The sequence below is a fragment of the Marivita sp. NO-S04 genome (assembly GCF_059070475.1).
Genome location: NZ_CM180980.1, coordinates 549,119 through 576,016 on the forward strand (window position 1 = coordinate 549,119; position 26,898 = coordinate 576,016).

General features: G+C 59.2%; 28 protein-coding genes. 7 read left to right on the forward strand and 21 right to left on the reverse strand.

All coding sequences use genetic code 11. The features are described 5' to 3' along the window. The first annotated feature begins 82 nt into the window (after positions 1 to 82). From ACK3EW_RS02870 to ACK3EW_RS02880, 3 genes are read left to right on the forward strand one after another with little or no spacing between them, the layout of a single operon-like run. Positions 83 to 1,666 (forward strand): bifunctional metallophosphatase/5'-nucleotidase, encoded by a 1,584-nt coding sequence (locus tag ACK3EW_RS02870; protein ID WP_493808369.1) that lies wholly within the window; start codon positions 83 to 85, stop codon positions 1,664 to 1,666. 45 nt (positions 1,667 to 1,711) lie between these two features. Then, entirely contained in the window at positions 1,712 to 2,377 is a 666-nt protein-coding gene (locus tag ACK3EW_RS02875) for an SOS response-associated peptidase (protein WP_493808370.1), read from the forward strand. 57 nt (positions 2,378 to 2,434) lie between these two features. After that, a complete protein-coding gene (locus tag ACK3EW_RS02880; protein WP_493808371.1) occupies positions 2,435 to 3,820 on the forward strand; it encodes an FAD-binding oxidoreductase in 1,386 nt (461 codons plus the stop codon). 119 nt (positions 3,821 to 3,939) lie between these two features. Here ACK3EW_RS02880 and ACK3EW_RS02885 read toward each other — a convergent pair whose 3' ends face one another. The 4 genes from ACK3EW_RS02885 to ACK3EW_RS02900 form a co-directional block, all read right to left on the reverse strand. Continuing rightward, positions 3,940 to 4,821: a carbohydrate ABC transporter permease gene (locus ACK3EW_RS02885; RefSeq protein WP_493808372.1), complete on the reverse strand. Its 882-nt coding sequence runs from the start codon at positions 4,819 to 4,821 to the stop codon at positions 3,940 to 3,942. A gap of 11 nt (positions 4,822 to 4,832) precedes the next feature. After that, positions 4,833 to 5,858 (reverse strand): carbohydrate ABC transporter permease, encoded by a 1,026-nt coding sequence (locus ACK3EW_RS02890; protein ID WP_493808373.1) that lies wholly within the window; start codon positions 5,856 to 5,858, stop codon positions 4,833 to 4,835. Between the two features lie 73 nt (positions 5,859 to 5,931). Then, the gene (locus tag ACK3EW_RS02895; protein WP_493808374.1) at positions 5,932 to 7,173 is read right to left on the reverse strand and encodes an ABC transporter substrate-binding protein; all 1,242 of its coding nucleotides are present in this window, start codon (positions 7,171 to 7,173) and stop codon (positions 5,932 to 5,934) included. An 80-nt stretch (positions 7,174 to 7,253) separates the two neighbouring features. After that, entirely contained in the window at positions 7,254 to 8,306 is a 1,053-nt protein-coding gene (locus tag ACK3EW_RS02900; RefSeq protein WP_493808375.1) for an ABC transporter ATP-binding protein, read from the reverse strand. Positions 8,307 to 8,607: 301 nt separating this feature from the next. Here ACK3EW_RS02900 and ACK3EW_RS02905 point away from each other — a divergent pair, with 301 nt between their 5' ends. Both ACK3EW_RS02905 and ACK3EW_RS02910 read left to right on the forward strand, forming a co-directional pair. Further along, a complete protein-coding gene (locus ACK3EW_RS02905; RefSeq protein ID WP_493808376.1) occupies positions 8,608 to 10,488 on the forward strand; it encodes an acyl-CoA synthetase in 1,881 nt (626 codons plus the stop codon). A gap of 150 nt (positions 10,489 to 10,638) precedes the next feature. Beyond that, positions 10,639 to 11,037 (forward strand): DUF1801 domain-containing protein, encoded by a 399-nt coding sequence (locus ACK3EW_RS02910; RefSeq protein WP_493808377.1) that lies wholly within the window; start codon positions 10,639 to 10,641, stop codon positions 11,035 to 11,037. Here the strand turns inward: ACK3EW_RS02910 and ACK3EW_RS02915 are convergent. From ACK3EW_RS02915 to ACK3EW_RS02980, 14 genes are all read right to left on the reverse strand, one after another. Then, on the reverse strand, positions 11,034 to 12,452 hold the full coding sequence (locus tag ACK3EW_RS02915) for an amidase (RefSeq protein WP_493808378.1): 1,419 nt from the start codon (positions 12,450 to 12,452) through the stop codon (positions 11,034 to 11,036). The genes ACK3EW_RS02910 and ACK3EW_RS02915 overlap by 4 nt on opposite strands. After that, the gene (locus ACK3EW_RS02920; protein ID WP_439119826.1) at positions 12,449 to 12,769 is read right to left on the reverse strand and encodes an ArsR/SmtB family transcription factor; all 321 of its coding nucleotides are present in this window, start codon (positions 12,767 to 12,769) and stop codon (positions 12,449 to 12,451) included. Before ACK3EW_RS02920 ends, ACK3EW_RS02915 begins: the two co-directional genes overlap by 4 nt. Before the next feature lie 62 nt (positions 12,770 to 12,831). Further along, positions 12,832 to 14,076, reverse strand: a complete 1,245-nt coding sequence (locus tag ACK3EW_RS02925; RefSeq protein ID WP_493808379.1) for a mandelate racemase/muconate lactonizing enzyme family protein — start codon at positions 14,074 to 14,076, stop codon at positions 12,832 to 12,834. Positions 14,077 to 14,161: 85 nt separating this feature from the next. Beyond that, positions 14,162 to 15,241: an alcohol dehydrogenase catalytic domain-containing protein gene (locus tag ACK3EW_RS02930; protein ID WP_493808380.1), complete on the reverse strand. Its 1,080-nt coding sequence runs from the start codon at positions 15,239 to 15,241 to the stop codon at positions 14,162 to 14,164. Positions 15,242 to 15,315: 74 nt separating this feature from the next. Next, the gene (locus ACK3EW_RS02935; protein WP_493808381.1) at positions 15,316 to 16,521 is read right to left on the reverse strand and encodes a TCR/Tet family MFS transporter; all 1,206 of its coding nucleotides are present in this window, start codon (positions 16,519 to 16,521) and stop codon (positions 15,316 to 15,318) included. Between the two features lie 66 nt (positions 16,522 to 16,587). After that, the gene (gene pcaD / locus ACK3EW_RS02940; protein ID WP_493808382.1) at positions 16,588 to 17,376 is read right to left on the reverse strand and encodes a 3-oxoadipate enol-lactonase; all 789 of its coding nucleotides are present in this window, start codon (positions 17,374 to 17,376) and stop codon (positions 16,588 to 16,590) included. Positions 17,377 to 17,386: 10 nt separating this feature from the next. Then, complete coding sequence (locus ACK3EW_RS02945) at positions 17,387 to 18,364, reverse strand: threonine ammonia-lyase (RefSeq protein WP_493808383.1); 978 nt, start codon at positions 18,362 to 18,364, stop codon at positions 17,387 to 17,389. Positions 18,365 to 18,367: 3 nt separating this feature from the next. Further along, a complete protein-coding gene (locus ACK3EW_RS02950) occupies positions 18,368 to 19,189 on the reverse strand; it encodes an alpha/beta fold hydrolase (RefSeq protein ID WP_493808384.1) in 822 nt (273 codons plus the stop codon). After that, positions 19,189 to 19,866, reverse strand: a complete 678-nt coding sequence (locus ACK3EW_RS02955) for a haloacid dehalogenase type II (protein ID WP_493808385.1) — start codon at positions 19,864 to 19,866, stop codon at positions 19,189 to 19,191. Before ACK3EW_RS02955 ends, ACK3EW_RS02950 begins: the two co-directional genes overlap by 1 nt. 75 nt (positions 19,867 to 19,941) lie before the next feature. Beyond that, complete coding sequence (locus ACK3EW_RS02960; RefSeq protein ID WP_493808386.1) at positions 19,942 to 20,307, reverse strand: hypothetical protein; 366 nt, start codon at positions 20,305 to 20,307, stop codon at positions 19,942 to 19,944. Positions 20,308 to 20,415: 108 nt separating this feature from the next. Then, positions 20,416 to 21,663, reverse strand: a complete 1,248-nt coding sequence (locus ACK3EW_RS02965) for an IS256 family transposase (RefSeq protein ID WP_493807118.1) — start codon at positions 21,661 to 21,663, stop codon at positions 20,416 to 20,418. 64 nt (positions 21,664 to 21,727) lie between these two features. Continuing rightward, a complete protein-coding gene (locus ACK3EW_RS02970) occupies positions 21,728 to 21,910 on the reverse strand; it encodes a hypothetical protein (RefSeq protein WP_493808387.1) in 183 nt (60 codons plus the stop codon). 359 nt (positions 21,911 to 22,269) lie between these two features. Continuing rightward, complete coding sequence (rpsU, locus tag ACK3EW_RS02975) at positions 22,270 to 22,476, reverse strand: 30S ribosomal protein S21 (RefSeq protein ID WP_008207378.1); 207 nt, start codon at positions 22,474 to 22,476, stop codon at positions 22,270 to 22,272. A gap of 83 nt (positions 22,477 to 22,559) precedes the next feature. Then, positions 22,560 to 23,246: a hypothetical protein gene (locus tag ACK3EW_RS02980; protein ID WP_493808388.1), complete on the reverse strand. Its 687-nt coding sequence runs from the start codon at positions 23,244 to 23,246 to the stop codon at positions 22,560 to 22,562. Positions 23,247 to 23,486: 240 nt separating this feature from the next. On the opposite strand from ACK3EW_RS02980, the gene ACK3EW_RS02985 reads away from it, so the two are divergent. Beyond that, complete coding sequence (locus ACK3EW_RS02985; RefSeq protein ID WP_493808389.1) at positions 23,487 to 24,179, forward strand: COQ9 family protein; 693 nt, start codon at positions 23,487 to 23,489, stop codon at positions 24,177 to 24,179. 6 nt (positions 24,180 to 24,185) lie between these two features. Here the strand turns inward: ACK3EW_RS02985 and ACK3EW_RS02990 are convergent, their stop codons facing one another. Then, a complete protein-coding gene (locus tag ACK3EW_RS02990) occupies positions 24,186 to 24,824 on the reverse strand; it encodes a ribonuclease T2 family protein (protein WP_439119837.1) in 639 nt (212 codons plus the stop codon). Positions 24,825 to 24,957: 133 nt separating this feature from the next. Between ACK3EW_RS02990 and ACK3EW_RS02995 the strand changes: the two genes are divergently transcribed. Continuing rightward, positions 24,958 to 25,725 carry a DUF1013 domain-containing protein gene (locus ACK3EW_RS02995; protein WP_493808390.1) on the forward strand — a complete coding sequence of 256 codons (768 nt, stop codon included), beginning with the start codon at positions 24,958 to 24,960 and terminating at the stop codon, positions 25,723 to 25,725. Positions 25,726 to 25,787: 62 nt separating this feature from the next. On the opposite strand, the gene ACK3EW_RS03000 is transcribed toward ACK3EW_RS02995, so the two are convergent. Together ACK3EW_RS03000 and recR are read right to left on the reverse strand one after the other, a co-directional pair. Then, positions 25,788 to 26,171: a rhodanese-like domain-containing protein gene (locus ACK3EW_RS03000; RefSeq protein WP_493808391.1), complete on the reverse strand. Its 384-nt coding sequence runs from the start codon at positions 26,169 to 26,171 to the stop codon at positions 25,788 to 25,790. Positions 26,172 to 26,277: 106 nt separating this feature from the next. Next, positions 26,278 to 26,871, reverse strand: a complete 594-nt coding sequence (gene recR / locus ACK3EW_RS03005; RefSeq protein WP_493808392.1) for a recombination mediator RecR — start codon at positions 26,869 to 26,871, stop codon at positions 26,278 to 26,280. Between the last annotated feature and the right edge of the window lie 27 nt (positions 26,872 to 26,898).

Below are 26,898 nucleotides of genomic sequence, written 5' to 3' on the forward strand. Positions count from 1 at the left end.
TCTGTGTCCCTAGCGTAAGTTTTGACTCCCCCCGCAAGGCGATGCACGATTGCGCCATAACAATCCGACAGAGGGGACTCACATGTCTTACCGACTTCTTTCCAGTGCCGCAGCTTTGGCGCTGACTGCTGGTGTGGCACAGGCCGATTACACGCTGCATGTTATTCACATCAATGATTTGCACAGCCGCATTGAACCGATCAACCGCTTCGATTCGACCTGTTCCGCCGAGGACAACGCCGAAGGTAAATGTTTTGGGGGTGTCGCGCGGGTCAAGACGATGATCGACCAGCTTCGTGCCGAACTGGATGGTCAGAACGTCATCGTTTTGGATGCAGGTGATCAGTATCAGGGCTCGTTGATGTACACGACGTACAAAGGCGACGTTGAAGCCGAGATGATGGAGAAGATCGGATTCGACGTGATGGCCGTCGGCAACCACGAATTCGACGATGGCGATGAAGGCTTGCTCAAGCTCATCGACAACGTGTCGTTCCCGGTAATCTCGGGCAACCTTGATGTGAGCCAGTCGAATATTCTGGCGGACAAGGTTCAGAACCATGTCGTGCTGGAAGTCGGTGGAGAGAAAATCGGCATCGTGTCGGCGCTGGCCGTTGATACTGTGGAAACCTCGTCGCCGTCGGATGCCGTGATTTTCCAGAACGAGATCGACAGCATCTCTGCTGATGTTGCGACATTGACTGCTGAGGGTGTGACCAAGATTATCGCTCTGACCCATGTCGGTCTGCCGAAAGACCTTGAAATCGCGGCGGCGGTTCCGGGGCTGGATGCGGTTGTTGGTGGTCACAGCCACACCTATCTGAGCGCCTCTGATCCTGACCGCGCCGGAGCCTACCCGACATTCGCGAGCCAGGAAGATGGCACGCTGGTGCCGGTGGTGCAGGCCTATGCTTATTCCAAATATGTAGGTCATCTCGAACTGAACTTCGACGATGAGGGCAATCTGACTTACGCGTCGGGCGATACCATTCTGCTTGATGCATCGGTCGAGGAAGACGCCGAGATCGTGGCCCGTGTGGCAGAACTTGCCGGGCCGATCGAAGAGATGAAGACACGGATCGTCGCTGAAGCTGCGGAGGCCATTGAAGGCAGCCGTGATGTCTGCCGCGCGATGGAATGCCCGATGGGCAACCTTGTGGCCGACGCAATGCTCGACCGTGTAAAGGATCAGGGCGTGCAGATCGCCATTCAGAACGGGGGTGGTCTACGTTCCTCGATTGATGCAGGCGAAGTGACGATGGGCGAAGTTCTGTCGGTGCTGCCGTTCCAGAACACATTGTCGACCTTCGAGGTGACGGGCGCGCAGATCCTTGCGGCTCTTGAGAACGGTGTGAGTCAGGTGGAAGAGGGCGCTGGCCGTTTCCCGCAAGTGGCGGGCATGAGCTTTACCGTTGATCTGACGCAGGCACCGGGCAGCCGTATTTCGAACGTGATGGTTGGCGATGCCGCACTTGATCCAGAGGCGACCTATGGGGCTGTGTCGAATAATTATGTTCGCAATGGCGGCGATGGCTACCGCATGTTCCGCGATGCGATGAACGCCTATGACTATGGCCCCGATCTGGCGGATGTGACGGCTGAATATCTGGCCAAGGTTGGCCCGTACCAGCCCTTCACGGATGGTCGGATCACCGTGAACAAGTAAGGCATATGCAGGCCGGGTGATCGTGCCCGGCCTGCCTTTTCGCCCATGTGTGGACGTTTCGCCCTGACCCTGCCGCATGACGCGATGGCGCAATTGTTCGATGCGGTGCCGTCGAACGCCTTGCCTGACATTCCTAATCACAACATTTGCCCGACCAATCTTGTCCATGCAGTGCACACGCTGGAGGGGCAACGGCGGCTGGTGGCGATGCGCTGGGGGTTCCTGCCGCATTGGTACAAGGCGGAAAATGGCGGACCGCTTCTGATCAATGCACGAGCGGAAACCATAGCTGAAAAGCCTGCATTCAAAGCAGCGTGCCGGGAGCGGCGCTGCCTGATCCCCGCGACGGGGTTTTATGAATGGACTAAGGACGAAGAGGGTAACCGCCTGCCGTGGTACATCCATCCGGCAGATGCCGAATTACTGGTCTTCGCGGGGGTCTGGCAGGATTGGGAACGCGACGGCGTGGCCCATCGGACTTGCGCCATTGTGACCACCGCAGCCAATGACCGGATGTCGTCCATTCACCACCGCCAGCCTGTGACGCTGCGCCCCGAGGATTGGGCGCTTTGGCTGGGTGAGGCGGGGCATGGCGCGGCAACACTGATGAAGGCAGCGCCTGAGGGCGCGATGGCGTTTTACCGGGTTGACCCAAAGGTCAATTCGAACCGCGCGTCGGGGCCCGAGTTGATTGAACCGATTGACGGCTGATCGGGGTTTTCCCTGTCGCGATGACGCAGTAGCGTGGCCCCGATTAGGGAGGCCCGCATGTCCAACACCAACATCGAAGCAACCATCGCCGCTTTGCGCGACGTCTTGGGAGAGCGGCTGTCCACGGGACCGTCCATCCTTGATCAGCACAGCCATGACGAGGCCTACACCCGACCCGTTCTCCCGGACGCCGTGGTCTTTCCCGAGACGACCGAAGAGGTGTCACAGATCCTCAAGACCTGTTCCCAGCACGGATGTCCGGTGATTCCGTATGGGATTGGATCGTCGCTTGAAGGACATATCGTGCCCATTCATGGCGGGATTACTGTCGATACGAGCCGAATGAACAAGGTGCTGCAGGTCAACGAAAGCGATCTGGACGCTGTGGTCGAACCCGGTGTCACGCGGGTGCAATTGAACGAGGAACTGCGCGCCACAGGGCTGATGTTCACAGTCGACCCCGGCGCGGACGCCACGTTGGGTGGTATGGCAGCGACGCGCGCGTCGGGCACCAATACGGTGCGTTACGGCACGATGGCGGACAATGTTCTGGCGCTGGAAGTGGTGCTGCCGGATGGGCAGATCATCGAAACCGGAAGCCGGGCGCGGAAATCCTCGAGCGGGTATGACCTGACCCATCTTTTTGTCGGATCAGAAGGCACGCTGGGGATCATTACGAAACTGACGGTTAAACTGCGCGGCCAACCTGAGCACGTGGCGGCTGCGACCTGCGCCTTCCCGGACATCGAAAGCGCGGTGAACACCGTGATCCTTGCGATCCAGATCGGGTTGCCCTTGGCGCGGGTCGAGCTTTTGGATGAGCTGCAAATGAAGGGCATGAATATCTACAACCCCGATATGGGTTTGCCCGAAACGCCGCATCTGTTCCTTGAATTCCATGGGTCCGAGGCAGGTGTGGCCGAACAAGTTGAAAGCTTTGCCGCGCTCGTTGGTGAGCATGGTGGGTCGGATTTCCAATGGGCCACCAAGACAGAAGACCGCAACCGTCTCTGGCAGGCGCGGCACAACGCATATTATGCGGGTCGGTCACTGCGACCGGGGGCAAACGGAGTTGTCACTGATTGCTGCGTGCCAATTTCCAAGCTGTCCGAATGCCTTATGCGCGCCAAGAATTTGGCGGTCGAGTCGGGTTTTCTTGCTCCGATTGTCGGGCATGTGGGGGATGGAAACTTCCACCTCCTGATCCTTGTTGATCCGGAAAGCGATGACGAACTTGGGCGCGCCAAAGACCTTGTCGAAGCGGTCAACATGCTCGCGCTCGAATTTGGTGGCACTGTCAGCGGCGAGCACGGGATCGGTGCAGGCAAGCGCAAATATCTGGTGCAGGAACACGGTGCGGCCTACGCGCTTATGGTAACGCTCAAGAAAGCGATTGATCCGGGCAACATCATGAACCCCGGCAAGCTGGTGACGTTGAACTAGGGGCGGTGGAGGATGCGTCGACGCATCCTTGCTTTGCGTTGAGGCAAAGCGGGGGCGCTGCGCCTGTCGCCTTTTCGGCGACTGCCCTGAGGTATTTGCGACACAGAGACGATCAGGACTTAACCTTTGACCGCTCCGGCGGTTAGGCCCGATACGATCTGGCGCTGGAAGAACATAATCAGCAGGAACAATGGCGCAGTGGTCGAGACCACGGCAGCCACGGCAAACATGACATTTCCCTTGGTCTGCGTGGTACCCAGGAAAGACGCGATTTTTGGCACCATGGTCTGGTTCTGCTTGTCGAGGATCATCGCGGTCACTGCGAAGTCGTTATAGGCAAGAAGAAAGCTGAAAAGCCCTGTGGTGATCACGCCGGGCCACATCACTGGGATGATCACGTGGCGGAAGGCCTGAAACCGGGTGCAGCCATCGACCATTGCGGACTCATCAAGGTCTTGCGGAATGTTCTTGAAGAAGGAATGCAACATCCACAGCGTGAAGGGCTGGTTGATGGCCACCAGCACGATGATGGCCGTTGGCAGGTGCCCCCAGATGTTCCACTGGAAGAACACCGGCAGGTAACCTGAGACCAGCGTGATCGGCGGCATGGCGCGGAAAATCAGCGCGATGAGCAGAAACCAAAAGGCATAGCGGTAGGTGGATCGGGCCAGCGCGTAACCGCCCAAGGTGCCCAAGGTAAGAGAGATGGTCACGACAAAAAGGCACACCAACGTCGAATTCCACGCGGCTTTCCAGAACTCTTCTTGCACCCATGCCCCAGTATAGCCCTCGGCGGTAAAGGCGTCGCCGGTTTCGCGGGTGGTCATCTCGCCGGTCAGGACGTTGGTCCAGTCGGCAAGCGAAAAGAAATCTCCCTCGACCTTGAACGATCCCCACAGTGTCCAGAAGAACGGAAAGGCGGCGGCGATCATCCAGAGGATCAAGATGCACACAAGGACGGTTTGAAGAAGAACGGGGCGTTTCTGAACTTGGCTTGCCATTGTCGTTCTCCTCAGGCCGCTTTGCCGTAGTCGCGATAGGTGCGGATCAATACCGGTGACAAAAGGATGGCGACGCCAATGATAGTCAGAACCGAGGTCGCTGCAGCCGAGCTAAGCTGCTGTGTCTCGCCGCCCAGATCATTGTAGATCGCCCAACTCAGTGAGGTGGCATGGGCGCTGGCGTTGAAGCTCACAATGGGCTCGAACACCCGGAAATTGTCCATCAGCTGCATCAGCGCGATGAAGGTGGTCAGCGGCAAGAGATGCGGGATCACGACGTGGCGGATTCGCTGCCACCGGCTTGCGCCGTCGATGCGGGCCGCTTCAAGCGTGTCGGTGTTCACGGTTTGCAGTCCGGCATAGTAGACGATGAATGCAAAGGGCGCGGAGTGCCAGACGCCATACACCATGAGCATGACCCACATCAGCCCGGTATCGGCCTTGACCGACAGGCTGGGATCATCGGCGAGCCAGCGCAGGGCGGTGCCGAGGATGCCGCGCGCATCGACCATCCAGAACAGGATGAGTGAGCCGATCAGCGGCGTGACCATCATCGGCAGCAGTGAGAAAAAGATCAGCGGGCCACGAATGGCGCGGGCGGCGCTGTTAACGGCCACGGCAATAACGAAGCCGAAGATGATCGTCAGTGGCGTGACCACGAAGGTAAAGGTCAGGGTAAAGCCCATCGCCTTATAGAAGGGCAGGTTCATCAGTTTGCCGATGAAGTCCCCTATCCCGGTGCTTTGCTCCCAAAGCGGACCGATCTGGGCGGTGGCAAGGTGATTACGGTCCTTGTAAATTTCCAGACCGGCAAACCGACCGAGGGGTTGATCTTCACGCAGCGCAGCGGTGGCCTCTTGGTCAATGGCGGTGGCTGTGGTGCAGCCGAAGGGCCCGCAGTTTTCCACTTCGATGATGACCTGCTCATGCGCGGAATGCAGCGATTGGACAACGACCGACACGATGGGAAAGAAGATGAACAACAGCATGGCGACCGCCGAAGGCAGGACAAACCAGAAAAACGCACTGTGTTTCATCAGATCACACCCGCGAGGTTGGAACGGTCAAAGCTGCGCGGGGGAAACCGTAGTCCCCCGCGCGATAGACGGCTTAGTTCACAAAGCCTTTTTCCTTGGCTGCGGTCATATAAGCCGCTTCGATGTCTGACAGAGCCTGCTCTGCGCTTTCCTTGCCTTGCAAGAAGTCTGCGATGTTGTCGCCCAACGCAGTGTGCAGCAGACCATGATGCGGCAGCATCGGGTAGGGCGTGGTCTGCATTGAGATCGCCGAGAACACACCTTCATTGACCGGTGCAGGTTGGTAGCCTTCGATCATCCAAACAGCCTGGCCCATTGTCTCGTCGTTCAGGATCGCCGAGCTGATACCGTGCTTCATGGCTTTGAAGGTCGCAGCCGCGTCTTCGTCGCTGATGTTCTTGGCGACGGTCCAGCCGTCCCACCACAGGGTGGATGCAGGCGAATCGCCGCCAGCGACGGTCATCGGCGCGCCGACCATGGTGTTTTCATAGACCTCGGGGGTGGAGCCTTCGGCGTCCATAAGAACCCCTGTGCGCGATCCCCACATGTTCATGAGCGCGACATTGCCTGCTTCCCACTCTGCGCTCGTGGCGTTGGAATCGTGGGTCAGGTAATCGGGATTCATGTAAGCGCTCAGTGACTTGAGCATCTCAAGCGTGGCCAGACCCGCCTCGTTGTTGATCGAGACCTGCGCCGTGCCGGGTTCATAGAAATCCCCGCCATGGCCGATATACATGTTCACGAATTCCTGCGCGAGGTTCCAGCCCGCCATGTACGCACCGCCCAGTGGGTATTCGAGAATGCCCTCGGCGCGGATTTTCTCGGCTGTGGCGATCATGTCTTCGTAGGTTTTCGGCGGTTCCATGCCAATCTGTTCAAGGATGTCCTTGCGATAGACGAGGTGCTGCGCGTTCGCCATGAAGGCCACGGCCATAACCTGACCGTTGATTGTGATGAGCTGGTTTTTCGGGATGTCCTGCCCGTATGCGGCAACCAGATCATCAAGCGGGCGGATCACGTCTTCGTTCATCAGTGCCACGATAGACGAGTTGGCGACAATCGCGGTTGTGTATTCTGCCGGATTACCCTGCATACCGGCAAGATTGATCTTCTGGTGGTCGGCGGTGAGGTTCGCCTTGGCCTCGGAAAGGCCATCGCAAGCCTGCGCATTGCGCGCGACTGTCTGAATTGCGGGGAATTCGTTGCCGACGATGCTGAGCCGTCCGCTGTCGATGCCGCAATCGGCGGCCATGGTTGTGGTGGCACTCGCCGCAACGAGGAAAGAGCCTGTCATCAGGATATGTCTAAGGTTCATCTTGGTCTCCCTGTGTGTCTGGATGCGCTGTGCAAGCGCGCATCTCTGTCTCCCGGTTGAGCCGGGAATCCCGTGATTGTTCAGCCGTCGATGCGCTGTCCTGTGTCCGTGGAAAACAGGTGGCAAATCTCGGGTGGAACGCGGATCGAAATCGGGTCTCCGATTTCGGCCCGGAAGGTTTTGTCGGCCTTGACGGCAACCAGCGCCTGGCCGATCCGAACCGAGATCATTGTGGCGTCACCCAAAAGTTCGAGCGTGTAGATCGGCGCGGTGATCTGGCCCTCGCCAGCGGCAGCAAGCGACGCATCTTCGGCGCGGAAACCCAGTGTGGTCTTGCCGTTGGCGGCAGACAGTCCGGGGATGCGCGTGTCGCGTGCCTCGAAGATACCGTTTTGAATGTCGCCATTGATCAGGTTCATCGCTGGGTTGCCGATGAAACTGGCGACGAACATATTTGCGGGGCGGTCGTAAATCTCGGTCGGACTGCCGACCTGTTGGACGATGCCTTTCTCCATGACCACGACGCGGTCGGCCAGCGTCATCGCTTCGATTTGGTCATGGGTCACGTAGATCGTCGTCACCGCAAGTTCATGGCTCAGGTTCTTGATCTGGGCGCGGGTGCTGACGCGCAGTTTGGCGTCGAGATTCGACAATGGTTCATCCATCAGGAACACGTTGGGTTCGCGGACAATCGCGCGGGCCAGCGCCACGCGTTGGCGCTGGCCACCTGACAGTTCGGCGGGCTTGCGGTGCAGAAAATCGTCAAGCTCGACCATCGCGCTTGCTCGGCGCACCTTGGCGTCATGAGTGGAGGGGTCGATGCCGCGTACCTTGAGTGGAAAGCGAATGTTCTCGTAGACGTTCATGTTGGGGTAAAGCGCGTAAGATTGGAACACCATCGCAACGTCGCGATCTTTGGGGTCAAGGCTGTTCACCACCTTGCCGTCAATGGCGATTTCGCCGTCTGTGATGTCCTCAAGCCCGGCGATCATCCGCATGGTCGTTGTCTTGCCGCAGCCCGATGGTCCGAGCAGAACAAGGAATTCTTTGTCGGGAATCGTCAAATTGAAATTGTCGACGCCGACGAAGCTGCCCCAACGTTTGTTGACGTTCCTGAGCTGGATTTCCGCCATGGTTTCCCCCTGCGCAAAGATCGGATTTGCGGTCGACCACCCCACCAAGCCATAGGGTTCGCGGTTTGGCAAGAATTCTTTGCAAACGTGTGCAAAAAATCAAAACTGATCCGTGACCACTCGAAATAGAGAGGCAAATGCGGTGGAAACTGAGAGCCAAAGCTTGATCTTGGCATCGGAACGCAGCGTCACAGGCAGTCTGTCGTAGCGTCGGGGTGTCTTGTTTTGCCGAAATATCCGCTAAACAGGCGTGCCAGCGCTCACGTGCGCAGGCGCAGACTGACACAGGGGAGGGGACGCCATGACGTTTGCGAGTTTCGAGGACCGCAACGCGATTGAGAATGAAATGCCTTGGGCAGACAGGGATGTGCCGGCCACGCTCTATGGCCAGTTGAGTAAGACGGCGGCTGCGTTCCCGAACCGTCCTGCCGCCAGTTTCCAACTGCTTTCGGGCCCAAAGGACAAAGCCGAAACCCTGACATGGTCACAGTTGTTGGCACGGACCGTTCAGGCCGCCAACCTGTTTCGCAAGCTCGGGGTCGGAGAAAATGACGTGGTTGCCTATGTGCTGCCCAACAGTACCGAAACGATTTTAACCTTGCTGGGTGGTGCAATTGCCGGCATCGCCAATCCGATCAATCCACTCTTGGAGCCGGAACAGATCGCCGCGATCCTGCGCGAAACTGAAGCCAAGGTTGTCGTCACTCTTAAAGCGTTTCCCAAGACCGATGTTCCACAAAAAGTGGCCGAGGCCTGCCGCCATGCGCCAAAGGTCCACACGGTGCTGGAGGTCGATCTGAACCGATACCTCACACCGCCGAAATCATGGATCGTGCCACTGGTGCGGCCAAAGAATCCCGGCGGTCATCATGCCGATGTTCTAAGCTTCAATGCAGAGTTGAAAAAGCAGAACACCACGCTCGACTTCGCCGATAGCGCGGATGATCGAGTGGCGGCCTATTTCCATACCGGCGGCACCACCGGCATGCCCAAGGTCGCGCAGCACAAATATTCCGGCATGATCTACAACGGCTGGCTGGGCAACAAGCTCTTGTTCACGGAGCAAGACAGTATCATGTGCCCATTGCCTTTGTTCCACGTCTTTGCTTGCCATGTGATACTTATGGCCTCGGTCGTATCCGGCGCGCATACGGTGTTTCCAACCCCGCAAGGGTATCGGGGCGAGGGTGTCTTCGACAATTTCTGGAAGCTTTGCGCGCGTTGGAAGACCACCTTTGTGATCACCGTACCGACCGCGATGTCCGCGATGATGCAGCGTCCGGTGGATGCCGATATCTCGACCATCAAGACTGCGTTTTCCGGGTCGTCACCGTTGCCGCTGGAACTGTTCCACCGGTTCGAGAAGGCCTGCGGGGTCAGAGTCGTTGAAGGCTATGGTCTGACTGAGGCGACTTGCCTTGTGTCCTGCAATCCTCCGGATGGTATCAAGAAGGTGGGCTCCGTCGGGATTCCCTTCCCTTATACGAATGTGCGAATCCTGACCCAGAAGAACGCGTCCGTTGTAGAATGCGACGTGGACGAAATCGGGGAGATCTGCGTATCGAACCCGGGGGTCTTTGCCGGTCATACCTATACCGAGGCAGCCAAGAACGCTGATCTTTTCTATTACGACACCCATTTGCGCACAGGCGATCTGGGCCGCATCGACGCGGATGGCTATCTCTGGATCACCGGACGCGCGAAGGACCTGATCATCCGCGGAGGGCACAACATCGATCCGGCCGAGATCGAAGAGGCGCTGTTGGCGCATCCGGCCGTGGCCTTTGCGGGGGCGATTGGTCAACCCGACGAACGTGCTGGCGAGTTGCCGTGCGCCTTTGTCGAACTGGTCGATGGTGCCAGCGTGACTGAGGTCGAATTGTTGGAGCATTGCAAAGTGCATGTCCACGAGCGCGCAGCAGTCCCGAAACACATGACGATCCTCGACGAATTGCCCAAGACGGCTGTGGGAAAGGTGTTCAAGCCTGATCTGCGCAAACACGCCATCACGCGGGTGTTCAATGCCGCATTGGACAAGGTAGGTTGCCCCGCGCGGGTCGTCTCGGTGGTTGACGACAAGACCCGTGGGCTGGTGGCGCAGGTGGATTTACACGGGGCGGGTTCCGAAGATGTGGGCCATGTTCTGGGGAATTTCGCCAACCGGTGGGAGGTTGCGGACTAAGCTTGGTCGGATCGGCTGTGCCGATCCGACCAACGCGCGCCTGTGGCGCGCGTTTTTTTTGCATATTTTTGAAAAAGAGAAGCAGAGCTTTGTAGCTTTGCGCCCAACGCAGGCTTGACGCCATTGGGTATGGACGTGTCATGCTGGGACATGACGCAAACGCCTGCCATCCCGGACGATATTTTGGCTGCCTTGGATACGCTCCCCAATTCTGCGCGTCTCGTTTTAGTGCGGCTGCGAGGAGTGATCTTTGATGTCGCAAGCACGGTGCCCGGCGCGGGTGATGTGAGCGAAACGCTTAAGTGGGGACAGCCGTCCTATGCGGTTTCGACCGGCACGCCCCTGCGTTTGGGTGTGACGAATACCGGCATTCCCGCTCTGTTCGTACATTGCCAGACCAGAGTAGTATCCGACGCCCGATCCATTTTGGCGGCGGACCTTCAGTTCGAAGGCAACCGCGCTGTTTTGGTTGCGCAGGACACCGCCTTCCCCGAGGCGGCGTTGCGACAGGTCATCCATGCCGCCCTCAGCTACCGTCTGGCGCGTTAACGGACGATCGGGTCAATCAGGGTGACCGGAAGATGCAGGGTCTGTTCCAGCGTGTGCGCCACTTGTAACAGCCGCGCTTCGCCGCGTGGGGGGCCGACCAGTTGTAGGCCGACCGGCATGCCGGAGGGCGTAAACCCAACGGGCAGAGACAGCGCAGGAAGGCCTGCCACGGTGGCAAGGAAGGCAAATTGCAGCCAATCGATATAGTCGCGCATCGGACGACCGGCGACCTCTGTCGGGTATTCGATCTCGACCGGCAGAGGGGCGAGTCCATTGACCGGGCAGGCGAGCACATCGTGGGTCTGAAAGAAGGCCGCCATGGTGTTGTAGATCGCGGCTCGGTCGCGCTCTGCCAGCACGTAATCGTCAAAGGTCATTGCGCGGGCATCCGCGAGATTGCCCTTGATCGTGTCCTTGTAGTGCTTTGTCACGCTGTCAGGCGTGACCTGATAACTGCCCATGAAGGACATGCAGCGCAGGGCGCGGAAGGTTTCGTCCAGCCTGGGCAGGTCGGGACAGTGGTCCTCAACGGTGACATTTGGCAGGCGCAGGCTGTCGAGTGCGCCACGGAGCACCGTGTCGATTTCGGATGTGACGGCGGCAAAGCCGTTGAGATCGGGCGTGTAGGCGATGCGGATATTGCCTGCGTCGCGGCCCGCGGTCTCAAAGTATGAGGTCTCGGGAGCAGGGAAGGAAATCGGCCAGATCGGATCGTAGCCTGCCATCGCGTCGAGGAAGAGCGCGCAGTCCATAACGTCACGTGCCATCGGGCCGTCGACGCCGCCATTGGTAAAGCCAAGGTGGGCCGAACTGCCGCCCGCAACACCGGGCGAGGGGCGTAAACCGACGATGCCACAGTAATTCGCCGGGCTACGCAGGCTGCCGCCAAAATCCGAGCCATGGCTCAACCACAGCTCTCCGGTGGCGAGCGATACTGCAGCGCCCCCTGACGATCCGGCGGCGTTCATCCGTGTGTCCCATGGGTTGCGAGTGGCCCCGAAGACAGCGTTGAAGGTATTGGCCCCGGCGCCCATCTCGGGTGTGTTGGTCTTGCCTAGCACCACGCCACCGCGCTCTTCCAGCCGCAGCACCAGCGGGTCTGACGCGGTGGGCACGTGGTCGGCCATGCCTTTTGTGCCGAAAGTTGTGCGGACGCCTTCGACTGGGTTGAGATCCTTGATGCCAATGGGCAGTCCGGCCAAAAGGCTGTCTTTGGGGGCAGTTGCAGCACGCGCGCGGTCCGGGCAACGGGTGACCACGGCGTTCACGGCGGCTTCCACCTGATCCATGCGTGTCACGCTGGCAGTGATGAGATCGTCCGTCGTCACCTCGCCTTTGCGAAGAAGGGAGATCACATCACGCGCGGATTTCGCGCAAAGCTCGGGGCCGGAAAAGGCGGTGTCAGGTCGCGTCACGATCCGCAGAACATCCCATGCAAATGCGCGATCAGACGCGCGGTGTTGTCGTCGTTCAGGCTATAGTAGATGGTCTTGCCATCACGCCGGGTCTTGACCAGCTGCTCGTCACGCAACCGGGCGAGCATCTGGCTTACTGCTGCCTGCCGGATATTGAGCAGAGCTTCCAACTCACCCACAGACTTTTCGCCCACGCCAAGGTGGCAGAGGATCATCAACCGACCCTCATGGGCAAGCGTCTTGAGATACGCAGATGCCTGCGCTGCGCTTTGGGCCATGTCTTGTGCGGCATCTGGCGCAACACTCGTATCATTCATCGGAGAACCCCCAGTAACCCCCGAGCTTTTAACACCGAAGCGGGGAGGGTTTCAAAGAATTATCACGGTTCTGTCTGTGTGACGGGCGTTGGTGCGCCGCCTGTGAATGCATTGCCGTTCTTATAGTCACATGGCGCTTCCTGCATTTGCAGGTGCAGGCCAGTTCCTGTGAAGGGATGGGCCCGTGCCAGATCTTCGTCTACGTCTATTCCCAGACCAGGTGTGTCGGGCGCCGTGATAAACCCGTTTTCCACCCGGATCGTGTTGCGGATCAACGCCGCGTGAAATGGCGTTTCGATACTCTCAGCCAGCAGCACATTGGGGATCGACGTGCACAGGTGCACATTGGCGGCCCACTCGACTGGGCCTGCGTAAAGATGTGGCGCCATCTCGGCGTTGAAAGCTTCGGCCATACCAGACAGCTTTTTCATCTCCCAGATGCCGCCCGCGCGACCCAAGGCGGGTTGCAGGATCTTTGCCCCTCCTGTGCGCAGTAGCGTCGCGAACTCGGCCTTTGTGGTCAGACGTTCGCCTGTCGCGATGGGGATGCGAACAGCACGCGCCACCTCGGCGAATTCGAGCAGATTGTCGGGCGGAATAGGCTCTTCGTACCACAGCGGCAGATAGGGTTCGATTGCCTGTCCCAAACGGATCGCGCCCGAAGTGGTGAACTGGCCATGCGTGCCGAAAAGCAAGTCGGCCTTGTTCCCCACCGCTGCGCGAATGGCTTTGCACATCTCGACCGAGAGCGCGATGTCGGTTAGCGCCGGTTGGTGGCCCCCGCGCAGGGTGTAGGGGCCAGCCGGGTCGAATTTCAGGGCTGTAAAGCCCTGTTTCAGGTAGAAGGCCGCAGCTTCGGCTTGCGCGTCTGGGTCTGTCCAAAAGCCGTCGATATCGTGATGGGGGAGGGGATAAAGATAGGTATAGGCGCGGACCTTGGGGGTCATCTGACCGCCCAAAAGCGCCCAGACCGGACGTTCGCGTGCCTTGCCCAGAATGTCCCAGCAGGCAATCTCCAGCCCAGAGAATGCGCCCATCACCGTCAGGTCGGGTCGCTGGGTGAAGCCCGAGGAATAGGCGCGGCGGAACATCAGCTCGATGTTCTCGGGGTTCTCGCCGCGCATGTGCCGGTCGAACACGTCCTCGATCACTGCTTTCATCGCGTCAGGGCCGACGCTTGAGGCGTAGCATTCGCCCCAACCGGTGAGGCCGGTGTCGGTGGTCACCTTGACAAGTGTCCAGTACCGCCCACCCCAGCCCGGAGTAGGGGGGGCGGTGGTGATCACATCGAGCGCGTGCAGTTTCATATGCGGTCCCTTTCCTGTGGGCGGAGGATGCGTTGACGCATCCTCGCGTTTCCGTCGACGGAAACGCGCTTGTGGCGGAGGTCGGTCAAAACAGGATCACGTTGCGCTTGGCCCCGCCGGCCTTGGTGTCGGCGATGGCCTCGTTGATCTGGTCGAGCGACCAGCGCCCTGACACCAGTTCGTCCAGCTTCAGACGGCCCTGCCGGTAAAGGTCCGCCAGCCACGGGATGTCGCGGCGGATCACCACGTCGCCCATTTTTGAGCCGACCATGCCCTGCGCCATATAGGCCAGAACCACCGGTTCGTATTCTGCCATGGCACCGGAATGGGGCATGCCGATCATCACCATGCGCCCGCCCCATCCAAGGTAGCGCGGCGCTTGGTTGTAAGCCGGGATTGCGCCAACCGTCACCGCGATCAGGTCTGCGCCGCGCCCCAAAGTCTTATGGACCTCTTTCCATGGAGCCTTGCCCGTAGCGAGAACACCGTCGGTCGCGCCAAATGTCTTTGCGGTTTCCAGCTTGTCTTCGGTCATGTCGACCGCGACGATGCGCCGAGCGCCGGCAATCCGCGCACCCTGAATGGCGTTGAGGCCGACACCACCTGCGCCGATGACCACCACGTCTTCACCCGCGCGCAACTTGCCTGCGTTGACGATAGCGCCTACGCCTGTGATCACGCCACACGCCATGAGCGCAACCGCTTCAGGCGGCATGTCATCGGGCAAAGGCACCACTTGGCTTTGGTCCACCACCACCCGTTCTGCGAAGGCGCCGCAATCCATCGCTTTCTTGACCTGCGTGCCATCAGGGCGGGTGATCGGGGACGCGCCGGTATCCGGGGCCTCGCAGATCGTGGGTTTGCCGCTGGCGCAATTGGCGCAGGTGCCGCAGGATCGGATCAAAGTGACCACGACGCGCTGCCCAACCGTCAGGTCACTGACCGATGCACCCAAGGCTGAAATCCGACCTGCCGCTTCGTGGCCGTAAACCGCAGGCAGGTCACCGCCCCACGCACCTTCGGCAAAGTGAATGTCGGAATGACAGATTGCCACCGCTTCGAGAGTGACTTCGATTTCACCCATCTGCGGCGCGCGCAACTCAACGTCTTCGATCTGTAGTGGTTGGCCGAATTCGGTACAGACGGCGGCTTTGATGCGGGTCATGCGGTCTCCCTTGTTCTGCGGTCAACCTGAGGGCGTCGAAGTCCAAGCGCAAGCGGGAAGTCGACCTGAATAGGTCAGGCTGCGACAGGGCTGCGGCGCGGAGCCAGAAAGACCACCAAGGCGACGAGGATCAGCGTCAGAGACAACAGGAACGGCGCACCGGGGAAATAGATATCGGCGTCGGTGCGTGTGTATCGCGCAAAGACCCCGGTCATCACCAAAGGAGCGATGATCATCGCGATCGCCCCGATCGAGGTGAGCGCGCCTTGCAATTCGCCCTGTCTCTTGTCTCCAACCGCCCTAGACATGATGCCCTGCAGCGCAGGGGTGATAACCGCGCCAAGGGCAGCCAGTGGTGTCAGGATCAAAGCAATGGTGCCCGATGTGACAAAGGCCAAAGCGCCAAAGGCGAACACATCAAAAACAAGTCCGTAGATCACCGTGCCGCGTTCGCCCAATCGAGCGAGGATCAGGCGGATGAGACCACCTTGAACCACCGCCATCATGATCCCGAACAGGCCCAGCGACAGACCGATCATACCTGTGTTCCAGCCGAACCTAGCCTGCCCGTAATAGGCCCACACTGCCGGGTAGACGAAGAATGCAACCTGGTAGAGGAAAAAGACCGCAAAAAGCCGACCAAGCCCCGGCAGTTCACCCAAGGCGCGGAATGCGCCAAACGGGTTTGCGCGGCGCCAGTCAAAGGGGCGCCGGATGGCGTCGGTTACAGTCTCGCGTAAGACGAAATAACCCAGCACCGCATTTGCGCCGGCCAATGCTGCTGCGGCCCAGAAAGGCGCGCGGGTGCCCCATTCGCCCAGCAGGCCGCCCATCAGTGGTCCGATCACGAAACCCAGCCCAAAGGCTGCGCCCACCAACCCGAAATTCTGCGCCTTTTTGTCTGGGTCCGAGATGTCGGCCATATAGGCCGAAGCGGTGGCCTGCGTGGCGGAAGTGATGCCGCCGACGACCCGTCCCAGCAGCAACAGCCAAATGCTGCCCGCCACGGCCATCACCACATAATCCGCTGCCATCACCACAAGCGAGATCAGCAGCACTGGCCGCCTGCCGAAACGGTCCGACAGGTTGCCGATCACCGGGCCGAACAGGAATTGCATCACGGCAAACACGGTTGTCAGCACACCGCCCCAAAGGGCTGCATTGGCCAGATCGCCGCCTGTCACCTCGCGGATTAGATCTGGCATGACCGGGATCATCAGGCCAATCCCCATCGCGTCGATCATCACGGTGATCAGGATAAAGACGACGGGCAGGCGCATGTGCAGTGCTTTCGGGATCAGGCAGGTGTGCCTTCAATGTGTAAACTACACTTGACAGTTCGCCAGTCAATGCGCCTGTGCGGCAAGGAACTCGGCCAGCACACGGGCGTATTCGTCCGCGGCTTCGACGCAAGGCAAATGGCCCGCCTTGCGGATCAAATGGAACTGCGACCCCGGCACGAGGTCGGCGGTTTCGCGCACCAGATCAGGCGGAGTCGATCCATCCTCGCTGCCTGCGATGCCCAGCGTGGGAAGTCGCAGCGCGGCGGTCGTCGTGTAGAAGTCGGTGCCTGCAATCGCATGGGAACACCCGATATACCCTTCGGCCGAGGTGCGGACCATCATGTTGCGCCAGAAGCGGAATTCGTCCGTGGCACGAAAGGCGGGGTTGAACCAACGGATCATCGTGGCATCTGCCAGCGCCTCGACCCCGCCGGTTTCGACATCGGCGATACGCTGAGCCCAAATCTCGCGTGTGGCAATGCGGGCGGCGGTGTTGGACAGCACCAACGCGCGCACAAGATCCAGCCGCTTGGCCGCAAGCCCTTGGGCGGTCATCCCACCGATGGAGAGGCCAACGAACACCGCATTCTTCACGGCAAGGTGGTCCATCAACCGCTCGACATCGCGCACCAGCGTGCCCATCCCGTAGGGGGGAGGCGTGCCGTCGGACAGCCCATGCCCGCGCGTGTCATAGCGGATGTATTTCAATCCGGCCTTTGGCAGACGGGCGATAACCTTGTCCCAGAGACGCAGATCAGTGCCGAGGGAATTGGAGAATACAACCGGCGCACCGTCGGGGTCGCCATCAACGCGATAGTGCAGGCGGATATCGTCAAGATCGGCGCTCAGCATAACGAGGCGTCTACCCTTCTCCGAACTGATCGAGCGCGTGCAGGAACACGGCGCGGTCCACGTTGCCGCCGGAGATGGTGCAGATCACAGTGTCAGCGTCGATTTGATCGCCGTGATAGAGCGCAGCCGCCAGCGCCACCGCGCCACCCGGTTCTGCAACCAGTTTGAGCCGGGCAAAGGCTTGCGACATTGCTTTCTGCGCCTCTTCGTCGGTCACCACGATGCCCGGACCACAAAGGCGGTGCATTATGGGAAACGTCATGTTTCCCGGTTGTGGGGTGACGATTGCATCGCAGAGACCATTCGCGCCGCCGGTGTTGCGTTCGATCTGTCCCGACGCCAAGGACCGCGTCACGTCATCAAACCCTTCCGGTTCCGCAGGGCGCACGCGCATGCCCGGAGCGTGTGTCTCCAACGCCAGCGCAATGCCGGAAGTCAGACCACCACCACCACAGCAGACAATGACGTCGGCCTCGGTCACGCCTAACTCTGCCGCCTGTGTAGCGATCTCAAGTCCACAGGTGCCTTGTCCCGCGATCACTTCGGGTTCATCGAAAGGGCGGATCAGTGTCAATCCACGGTCATCGGACAACTTGGTGCCAATAGCATCCCGGTCTTCGGTTGCCCGGTCGTAAAGCACCACCTCGGCTCCGAGGGCGCGGGTGTTGTCGATCTTCATCTTTGGGGCATCTGACGGCATGATGATCACCGCGCTTGCACCGAATTGCTTTGCTGCCAAAGCAACGCCCTGCGCATGGTTGCCCGAAGAGTAGGCGATCACGCCTTTCCTGCGCTGCGCGTCTGAAAGGGCCGACACGGCAGATCGGGCGCCGCGGTATTTGAAACTCCCGGTGTGTTGCAGGCATTCTGCCTTGACCAGCACCCGCCGCCCGGCGATCTCGTCCAGAAAGGGCGAAGACAAGAGCGGCGTGATCCGCGCGTGACCTTTCAGGCGACCCGCTGCCGCCTCAATGCGTTGAATGTCCATAGCTTACCTCAGCATATCCAGCCAACGCCGTAGGGCGTTCAGGCTTTCGGGTTCGTCAAGAAAGGGGATGTGGCCACGGTCCGGTACGTCGACAGCGATCATGTCGGGCCGGCGGCGTTTCATTTCGGCGAAGGTTTCAGGCGAAAGCAGGTCAGAATTCGCGCCCCTTATACAAGCAAGCGGCAATCCTGACATCGCATCGAAAAGTGGCCAGAGATCCGGCATCGGTTGCGCTCCGCCCTCTAGCACCGCGTCGCGAAGGCGGGGGTCGTAAGTCAGCTCCAGCCCGTCTTCTGTTTCGTTGAACAGGATCTGAGCTTCGCGCAGCCAACGGTCTGGGGGCACGTTCTGGAAAGCGGTCAGCACACGGGCGCGGGCTTCGGCCATTTCGGCATGGGTTTTCAGAACAGGCGGCCGGCCAAGGTAATCCTTGATCACCTCAAGCCCCTGTGAAGCGATCTCGGGGCCGATGTCGTTGAGTGCCACTCCCAGCAGCCGATCCTTGGCCGTGGCGGCCAGAACCATTGCGATCAAACCGCCGCGCGACGTGCCCAGCACGGCCGCTTTTTCCAGCCCCAGATGATCCAGCAATTCGATCGCATCGCGCCCTTCGACGGGGATTTGATAGGTGGCCGGGTCGCCCCAATCGGACTGGCCTCGGCCGCGATAATCCAGACGGATCAGACGCACACCTTCAAGATGCGGGGCCACGAATTCGAAATCGCGCCCATCACGGGTGAGGCCGGCCAAACACAGCAACGGCAGACCGTCGCCCTCGTCCGTGTAGTGTAGAGACAATCCGTCGGACGTTGTGAAACGGGGCATCAGGCCAGCTCCGGGATAGTGGACAGATCAGACAGTATGTGGGCTGGGCGATGCGGCAGACGGTCCACAGGATCACCCGCGCGATTGACCCAAACTGTCTGGAAACCATAGCCCGTGGCCCCGGCGATGTCCCATCCGTTCGAGGACACGAAGAGAATGTCCTTCTTGCCGCAACCGAACCGCGTGCCCACCATGTCATAGACCAACGATGAGGGTTTGAAGATACTGACATCTTCGACCGACAGAACCGCGTCAAGGAATTCGCCGATCCCGGCGCTGTCCACCGCACCTTCCAGCATGTCTTTGCTGCCGTTCGAGACGATTGCGCATTGCTTTCCAGCGGCTTTCAATTGGGCCAGCATGATCGGCACTTCGCGATATGCGGCAAGCTCCCAATAAAGCGCCAGCAAGCGTTCGCGCAGTTCAGGATCGTCGATCAGACCGACCTTCTCCATCGCCCAATCCAGACCGTCTTTCGTGACCTCCCAGAACGGTGTGTATTGGCCTGTGATGGTGCGGAGCCATGTGTATTGTAACTGTTTCAGCCGCCAGTGTTCGGCCAGTTGCGGCCAGACGGCTTTGAGCGCTTCGCGCCCTGGTTCATCGGCTGCAACACGTGCCGCAGCCGCCACATCAAACAGCGTCCCATACGCGTCGAACACACAGACCTGCGCCATACTCGGAGTCTCCCGTCCTCGTCTTGGCCGCAAGGTGTCAGATCAGGACGGGGGAGGGAAGCTCTGTTTCGATAGTCAAAAATCGGCGCTTGTCCACGCAACCCGATCTCCGTTGCGCCGCAGCGGGATAACCGGTCGATATATCCTCTGGTATGATCTGGGATGATAGTCGCAGACCAGCGTGTCGCTGGCGTCTTTGATGAACAAGTAGGCGCCGTTTCTGTGTTGCCATGCCACACCGCCATAGCTTGCGATCGTCATCGCGGTGATATGGTTGTTGGCAGACCAGAAGCCATAATCGTCCGTTCCGTATATCCCGCCACGTACCGCTTCCGGTTCATCCTGCTTCGCCTCGGCAACCAACCCGCCCACGTAATCGTCCACCGCTGCTTTGATGATACCGGTCACGGAGGCTGGGACAGCAAGAATCCAGCCAGCCATAGCCCCAGCCGCACCAACGCCATAGATGAACGCGTCTGCCGCATCCGGGCCATTGCCGGTGACCGCCCAGACAACGAGTTATTGTCAAATCTGGTGCCCAAGCGATCATCATGCGGCGGTTAGCTGCTGGTTTATTGGCTTGATGCCGTTGACGAAATCGACGCCCTGGATGACGTCGGCGAGATGAACGAAGCCGCGCAGCTTGCGCCAGCTTTGCTCAGCGCATTGTCCGAGTTTGAACATCATGTGAAGCATGCCGTCCCGGCTGAGACAGCCTTTGGTGCGCTTGGTCCGGTGCCGGATCGTGGCGAACGCGCTTTCGATCGGGTTTGACGTCCGGATGCTCTGCCAATGCTGGGCTGGGAAGTCGTAGAATGTCAGCAGTTCATCCCGATCCTTGATCAGGCATTCGGTCGCCTTCGGATATTTCGCCTCGAAGGTTTCGATGAACAGATCGAACGCAGCATGGGCATCCTCGCGGGTCTCGGCCTGCCAGATGTCGTGAAGCATCTTCTTAGCCTTGGGCTGGGTGCGCTTGGGGAGGTAATTGAGCACATTGCCCGTTTTATGCATCCAGCAGCGCTGTTGGCGCGTGGTTGGAAGAACCTCTTCCAATGCCGCCCAGAACCCCATGGCCCCGTCACCGGTGGCCAGCTTCGGAGCAGCGAGCCCACGGGCTTTGAGGCCGAGAAGCACCTCGCGCCAGCTTTGCGTGCTTTCCCGGACGCCATCTTCAATGGCCAGAAAGTGCTTCTCGCCACGGGCGTTGACCCCGATCACAACGAGCACGCAGAGCCGATCATCAGTGTCACGGAGCCCGCTGTAGATGCCGTCCGCCCAGATATAGACCCACTCGTCACGGCTCAGATCGGCCTTGCGCCAATCATTGTATTCCGCCGCCCACTGGCCTTTCAAACGTGAAATTGTCTTGGCAGAGAAACCGGTTGCCTCCGGGCCCAAGAGCATCTTCAGAGCCGCGCCCATTTCGCCTGTCGAGATACCCTTGAGATAGAGCCAGGGCAGCGCGGCTTCGATAGTTTTGGCCTTTCGGACGTAGGGCGGCACAAGCGCCGAGCGGAATGTCACGGGCTTGCCGTCCTTCGCCCGTACCTTCGGCACTTTCACCGTGACCGGTCCGATCCCGGTCTGCACCGCGCGCTCTGGATGATATCCGCTGCGAACAACCGCAGCACGGCCTTCTGCTGTCCGGCGTTCAGCAAACGCGGCGAGAAAGGCGTCTCTCTCAGCTTCAACAGCGGCCTGAAGCAATTCCCGGGCTCCTTTTCGCAGAAGGTCTGTCAGCGGGTCCGTGATGGCGTCTCGACCCGCAAAATCGATGATGGTAGCGTCGTCCATGATGGTGGTGCTCCTTTGGATGGTGGCTTGTGTCGCAACAACAAACCAACCAGATGCACCGCCGTCATTCAAACCGCCCAGACACCAGATTCAGCCATAACTCCCAGACAACGGGTTGGACCACAAGCCCGGCAGCGCCACCGCGAGACAGTCCGCCCGCCATACTGATCCTGCCTTCGATGGCATATTCCACCGAAAATGCTGCCACGGTAACTGCAGCATTTGTTGCGGAGTTTTCTCCAGTCATAAATCACCTCTCTTACAAGGCGGCACAAACCGGATGCTGGATCGCACAGGCCATCCAATTAGGCCGTTCATTGAAATCGAAAGCTTCGGCGGAAATGTCAGGCCGAGCTTGGGTGTATGGTCTCACAGTGCAAGCGAGTCGGGCAAGTCTTTCATGGGCTTTGACGCATGGGCGCGCGTGCCAGAAAACCATGCTTTGAGACTGCTACAAAATCCTGAGCATCGCAGCGGCACCCAAGGATGTTCGTTCAAAACTCTTTGGGCTGTCGATATTGCAAAAGTCTGCAACCGCAAAAACAAACCCCCGAAAGCGCGGGGCTCCGGGGGCTGTCAAAATCAAAGCGTGTTGGAAAGAACTGCTTAGAGCATACCTTCGCGCTGTGCCTTTTTACGCGCCAGTTTGCGCGCACGGCGGATCGCTTCGGCTTTCTCGCGTGCTTTTTTCTCGGACGGCTTTTCGAAATGTTGCTTGAGCTTCATTTCACGAAAAACGCCTTCACGCTGCAGCTTTTTCTTCAGAGCGCGGAGCGCCTGATCGACGTTGTTGTCACGAACACTAACCTGCATGTGGTTTTCACCACCTTTCTAAGTTGGATTTGCAAGGATTTGCAGGAGCGCGCCGTATAGCAAGCCTTTGACTGTTTGTCCAGTCACCCGGTTGCCATGCGTTGCTGCATGGTGTCCTCGTCCAAAGAGTTGGCCGGGTGAAGAAAAATCGCAAGCGACAACAACGCAAAAATACACTCGTAGACCTCCCACCTGCGGCTTTCGTCTAGAAACGGGATAATCGCCGTCACCGCAAATGCGAATGCTGCGTGATAGCGTCGTGGAACCGGGATGATCATCTGACGCACCAACCGCTGCACCCACCCAATACGCGGCCACAGCAGCGGCAAAACGATGAGGTAGGAAAGGATCACGTAGGACAGCACAGGTCCAAAGATCAGCTCATCCAGCTTGACGTTCCCGATCACCAGATTGTGGAAGGTGAATTCCTGTTGGTCGTTGTTCTGTTGAAAATAGTCGGGGCTGTCAAAGCCCAAAATGCGTTGACCCCAAGACACTTCTTCACCGCCGGCCCAGACATAGACGAGACCATATAAAACACCAAGAATGACCGCCCCGCGCGACACCATGCTGCGCGCGCCCAAGGCACGCCACCAAAGCGCAACACCGCAAAACGCCAAAAGAATGGCTGTGGCGGTCTCGACAGGTGAGTCCTCGGCGCCAAAATAGACGAAGAACAGGTCGCCTTCTTGCGCGGACGCGATAAACGACGCCACAAGTAGCCCTGTTGCGATCAAAAGAAGTGAAAAATCAGCGGATTGCCGTGTCACGAGTGGTTGATTCCTGATCTTGAAGAGCAAGCGAGCGATAAAAAACACTACTTATCTTAAGTACGAAACGCGGCGTAACCCCCTGAAGTTCCGAAGGTCATCACGTTTTTGCGTTTGCAAATACGTGTTCGCCCAAGTGGCCCTGATCGGGCGATCGTTCAGCATATCGTGTCGCAGTGGCGCTAGGCGGGATGTCGCCCTAGGTTGTTATGAAACACTGATTGAACCGGAGTGTCATCCATGACCGAAACGTCGCGCGATATTGCCACCGAACTGCTTGACGCGGCGCTCATGCACGTGCCTTTCGATGGTTGGTCCGAAACCGCCTTCAAGGCAGCCATCGCCGATGTGGATGTGGCGCCTGCTTTGGCGCGTGGACTGTTCCCGCGTGGCGCAATCGATCTTGCAGCGGCCTTTCACCGTCGCGGTGATGATGCGATGGTGGCGGCGCTGGCTGCGCAGGACTTGTCCGAACGTCGGTTCCGCGATCAGGTTGCACTGGCCGTGCGACTGCGTCTTGAATTGATCGAAGATAAAGAGGCGGTTCGGCGCGGTGTGACACTCTTCGCGCTCCCGATGCATGCGCCCGTGGGGGCCAAGCTGATCTGGGGTACGGCGGACTGTATTTGGACCGGGCTTGGTGATGGGGCGCGCGACATCAATTGGTACACCAAGAGGGCAACCCTTGCAGGGGTCTATTCGTCCACTGTGCTTTACTGGCTTGGCGATGATTCGCTCGACAATCAGGCGACTTGGGCGTTCCTTGACCGCCGGATCGACGATGTGATGCAGATCGAAAAGGTCAAAGCGCAGGTTCGCAAGGCACCTGGTGTTGCTCGGATGATGAAAGGCGCGGAGGCCGTTCTGTCACGGATCAAACCACCTAAGCCGCGCCGTGGCGATCTGCCCGGTGGCTGGACCGCCCCAAGATAATCCGTCTCAACGGATCGCCTCGAACAACGCATCTTTCGCAGTGCAATCGCGGATGACATCGCGACCGCAAGGGACCGGCTCCAGTGACTTTGACAGGCAAATCCGCGCTTCCTGAATCCGCCCATCCTTGCAGGTGATCGTGATCATGTCCGGCGCAAGCTGCGGGTTGGCCTTGATGAACGCCTCTTCGACCACTTTGGCCGGGAGCCTGACCGCCTTGTCCAACTGGCGGAACACTGGGGGACGGACAATCGCGTCGTATGCTTGGCGCGAAAGATCGTAGTACCCAGAGGCGGACAACCCTGTGCACACCCCGTGTTTGTTCCACTGGTGCCAAGCTAGACCGGACGTGCCCATGATATCCGACATATCATTGGTCATGGCCCGCGATGGGTTGCGTTCGACGGTCGGGCAATAGGACGGCCAGCCGCGATGATACTGTGGCCAGAGGCCGTGCAACACCCAGCCGAAATCAGCATTCGCATCGCATTGGGGTGACTGACGCGCATCGCCTTCGATGGCGCACCAAGTGGGTGACCAGCTGAGCGACAAGACGTAATAATCGAACACTCCAGAGCGTTCGCCTTTCGCCCATGCCATCGACGCCGTGATCAGCCCTGCCAAGGCCAGCACCAAAACCCGCATTGCCTCTTCCCTCTTTGCCTCTGCGCGACTATAAGGCCGCCAAGTTCCCTGGCAATGGAAACCGTCCCGGCAAACCGGGACCTCTTGGACCCGCTCCGAGAGACCGAAAAAGCTTTGCGTAAGGAGACGCGAGATGGGTAAACCGATCATGGCAAAAGCCACCGCCGTCTGGCTGGTGGATAACACAACACTGACCTTCAAGCAGATCGCCGATTTCACCGGCATGCATGAACTTGAGGTACAGGGCATCGCTGACGGTGATGTGGCTGCCGGTGTCAAAGGGTTCGATCCCATCGCCAATAACCAACTTGATACCGACGAGATCAAGAAGGGCGAAGCCGACCCGATGCGCAAGCTCACGCTCAAGGTTTATGCGGCCGCACAAGGCGAAGAAAAGCGCCGTGGCCCGCGCTACACGCCGCTGTCCAAGCGTCAGGATCGCCCAGCGTCGATCTTGTGGCTCGTCAAGTTCCACCCGGAACTCAGCGACGGTCAGATTTCCAAGTTGGTCGGCACCACCAAGCCCACCATTCAGGCGATCCGTGAGCGCACGCACTGGAACATCAACAACATCCAGCCGATCGACCCGGTGGCACTTGGACTGTGCAAACAGTCCGAACTGGATGCGGCTGTTGCCAAAGCTGCGAAAAAGCAAGAAGCGGTGATGACCGACGACGAACGCCGCAAGCTGGTGTCCACGGAACAGAGCCTCGAGATGGACGCTGAACCTCGACTGCCGAGCGCAATCGAAGGTCTCGAGACCTTCAGCCTCAGTGGCTCATCGTCCGATAGCGAAGAATCTGGCGGTCGCGAAGATTACGCCGATGCCGACAGCTTCTTTAACTTGCCAGACGGCACGCATGATGATGATGACGATGAGGATGACGATCACCGTCGCTAAGATCGTCAGTTGCGACAGACTGAAAGCCCGGCCCGCGTTGCGGTGCCGGGCTTTTTCTTGAACTACGATGTCTTTCGCATTTCCTTTGGGGCACCAGTCGCCATGTCGGTTCCCATATATGTCTGGCCATCGTCCTTCCACGCCGCGAACCCGCCTGCCATATGGGCGATCCGGTCTTCCCCGGCCGCCAGGCACAGCTTGGCCACCCGAGCCGAGCGGACACCTGATCCACAGTGGAACACGATCTGTTTCTTGGACTGGTCCGGCATATGGTTCGGCTGGAAAACTTGCATCGGGGCCAGCAGCGCTCCGTTGATCCGCTCAAGCGAGAATTCCTGCGGTGTGCGCACGTCGATCAAGACGATCCTGTCTTCGCTGAAAGCGGCTGCCACTTCGGATGGCGTCCAGTGTTCAAGGGTGCCGTGTTCCGTCTTTTCGATGTCCATAGTGCTCTCCTAAATGCGCATCGGGATGGTCGCAGTCTTGCCGTAAGCGCTGTGTCGAAACGAGAATTTTCAGCCGTGTGGTGTGCAGCAAAGCGGAAGGGCTGGCCTAAATCGGCTTGCGCGCGTTCATGGCGGCCGTGATCGTACCTTCGTCGAGGTAATCCAGCTCACCCCCAATTGGCACACCCTGTGCCAATGAGGTCAGCACCACACGCCCGTCCAACTGATCGGCGATGTAATGCGCCGTCGTCTGGCCGTCGATTGTGGCATTCAGAGCGAGGATCACTTCGGTGATCTCTTCGCTGTCTACTCGGGCCGACAGCTTGGGAATGCGCAACTCGTCCGGACCGACCTGATCCAGCGCCGATAGGGTGCCGCCAAGAACGTGATAGCGGCCTTTGAACACCCCAGCCCGTTCCATCGCCCAGAGGTCTGACACATCTTCGACCACGCAGAGCAAACCGTTGTTGCGCTGGTTGTCCTGACAGATGTCGCAGATGTCTTGCGTACCGATATTGCCGCAATTCAGGCATTCGCGCGCATCCCGAGCGACGCGTGTCATCAACTCGGCCAACGGCCCCAGCAATAGTCCCCGCTTGCGGATCATATGCAGAACGGCGCGGCGAGCCGACCGGGGGCCAAGCCCCGGCAAGCGCGCCATCATCGCAATGAGCGCTTCTATGTCGCCGCCGTCACGCATCAAATCATTGTCATCCCCGGGCGTTGA

Bases quoted from the DNA above. Each gene is read 5' to 3' on its own strand.
- ACK3EW_RS02870 (WP_493808369.1), top strand. From the start codon at position 83: ATGTCTTACCGACTTCTTTCCAGTGCCGCAGCTTTGGCGCTGACTGCT.
- ACK3EW_RS02960 (WP_493808386.1), bottom strand. From the start codon at position 20,307: ATGGCTGGCTGGATTCTTGCTGTCCCAGCCTCCGTGACCGGTATCATC.
- ACK3EW_RS02985 (WP_493808389.1), top strand. From the start codon at position 23,487: ATGACCGAAACGTCGCGCGATATTGCCACCGAACTGCTTGACGCGGCG.
- ACK3EW_RS02880 (WP_493808371.1), top strand. From the start codon at position 2,435: ATGTCCAACACCAACATCGAAGCAACCATCGCCGCTTTGCGCGACGTC.
- ACK3EW_RS03000 (WP_493808391.1), bottom strand. From the start codon at position 26,171: ATGGACATCGAAAAGACGGAACACGGCACCCTTGAACACTGGACGCCA.
- ACK3EW_RS02965 (WP_493807118.1), bottom strand. From the start codon at position 21,663: ATGGACGACGCTACCATCATCGATTTTGCGGGTCGAGACGCCATCACG.
- ACK3EW_RS02895 (WP_493808374.1), bottom strand. From the start codon at position 7,173: ATGAACCTTAGACATATCCTGATGACAGGCTCTTTCCTCGTTGCGGCG.
- ACK3EW_RS02890 (WP_493808373.1), bottom strand. From the start codon at position 5,858: ATGAAACACAGTGCGTTTTTCTGGTTTGTCCTGCCTTCGGCGGTCGCC.
- rpsU (WP_008207378.1), bottom strand. From the start codon at position 22,476: ATGCAGGTTAGTGTTCGTGACAACAACGTCGATCAGGCGCTCCGCGCT.
- ACK3EW_RS02875 (WP_493808370.1), top strand. From the start codon at position 1,712: ATGTGTGGACGTTTCGCCCTGACCCTGCCGCATGACGCGATGGCGCAA.
- ACK3EW_RS02900 (WP_493808375.1), bottom strand. From the start codon at position 8,306: ATGGCGGAAATCCAGCTCAGGAACGTCAACAAACGTTGGGGCAGCTTC.
- ACK3EW_RS02990 (WP_439119837.1), bottom strand. From the start codon at position 24,824: ATGCGGGTTTTGGTGCTGGCCTTGGCAGGGCTGATCACGGCGTCGATG.
- ACK3EW_RS02955 (WP_493808385.1), bottom strand. From the start codon at position 19,866: ATGGCGCAGGTCTGTGTGTTCGACGCGTATGGGACGCTGTTTGATGTG.
- ACK3EW_RS02925 (WP_493808379.1), bottom strand. From the start codon at position 14,076: ATGAAACTGCACGCGCTCGATGTGATCACCACCGCCCCCCCTACTCCG.
- ACK3EW_RS02920 (WP_439119826.1), bottom strand. From the start codon at position 12,769: ATGAATGATACGAGTGTTGCGCCAGATGCCGCACAAGACATGGCCCAA.
- ACK3EW_RS02950 (WP_493808384.1), bottom strand. From the start codon at position 19,189: ATGCCCCGTTTCACAACGTCCGACGGATTGTCTCTACACTACACGGAC.
- ACK3EW_RS02910 (WP_493808377.1), top strand. From the start codon at position 10,639: ATGACGCAAACGCCTGCCATCCCGGACGATATTTTGGCTGCCTTGGAT.
- ACK3EW_RS02970 (WP_493808387.1), bottom strand. From the start codon at position 21,910: ATGACTGGAGAAAACTCCGCAACAAATGCTGCAGTTACCGTGGCAGCA.
- recR (WP_493808392.1), bottom strand. From the start codon at position 26,871: ATGCGTGACGGCGGCGACATAGAAGCGCTCATTGCGATGATGGCGCGC.
- ACK3EW_RS02945 (WP_493808383.1), bottom strand. From the start codon at position 18,364: ATGGACATTCAACGCATTGAGGCGGCAGCGGGTCGCCTGAAAGGTCAC.
- ACK3EW_RS02885 (WP_493808372.1), bottom strand. From the start codon at position 4,821: ATGGCAAGCCAAGTTCAGAAACGCCCCGTTCTTCTTCAAACCGTCCTT.
- ACK3EW_RS02905 (WP_493808376.1), top strand. From the start codon at position 8,608: ATGACGTTTGCGAGTTTCGAGGACCGCAACGCGATTGAGAATGAAATG.
- ACK3EW_RS02935 (WP_493808381.1), bottom strand. From the start codon at position 16,521: ATGCGCCTGCCCGTCGTCTTTATCCTGATCACCGTGATGATCGACGCG.
- ACK3EW_RS02995 (WP_493808390.1), top strand. From the start codon at position 24,958: ATGGGTAAACCGATCATGGCAAAAGCCACCGCCGTCTGGCTGGTGGAT.
- ACK3EW_RS02930 (WP_493808380.1), bottom strand. From the start codon at position 15,241: ATGACCCGCATCAAAGCCGCCGTCTGTACCGAATTCGGCCAACCACTA.
- pcaD (WP_493808382.1), bottom strand. From the start codon at position 17,376: ATGCTGAGCGCCGATCTTGACGATATCCGCCTGCACTATCGCGTTGAT.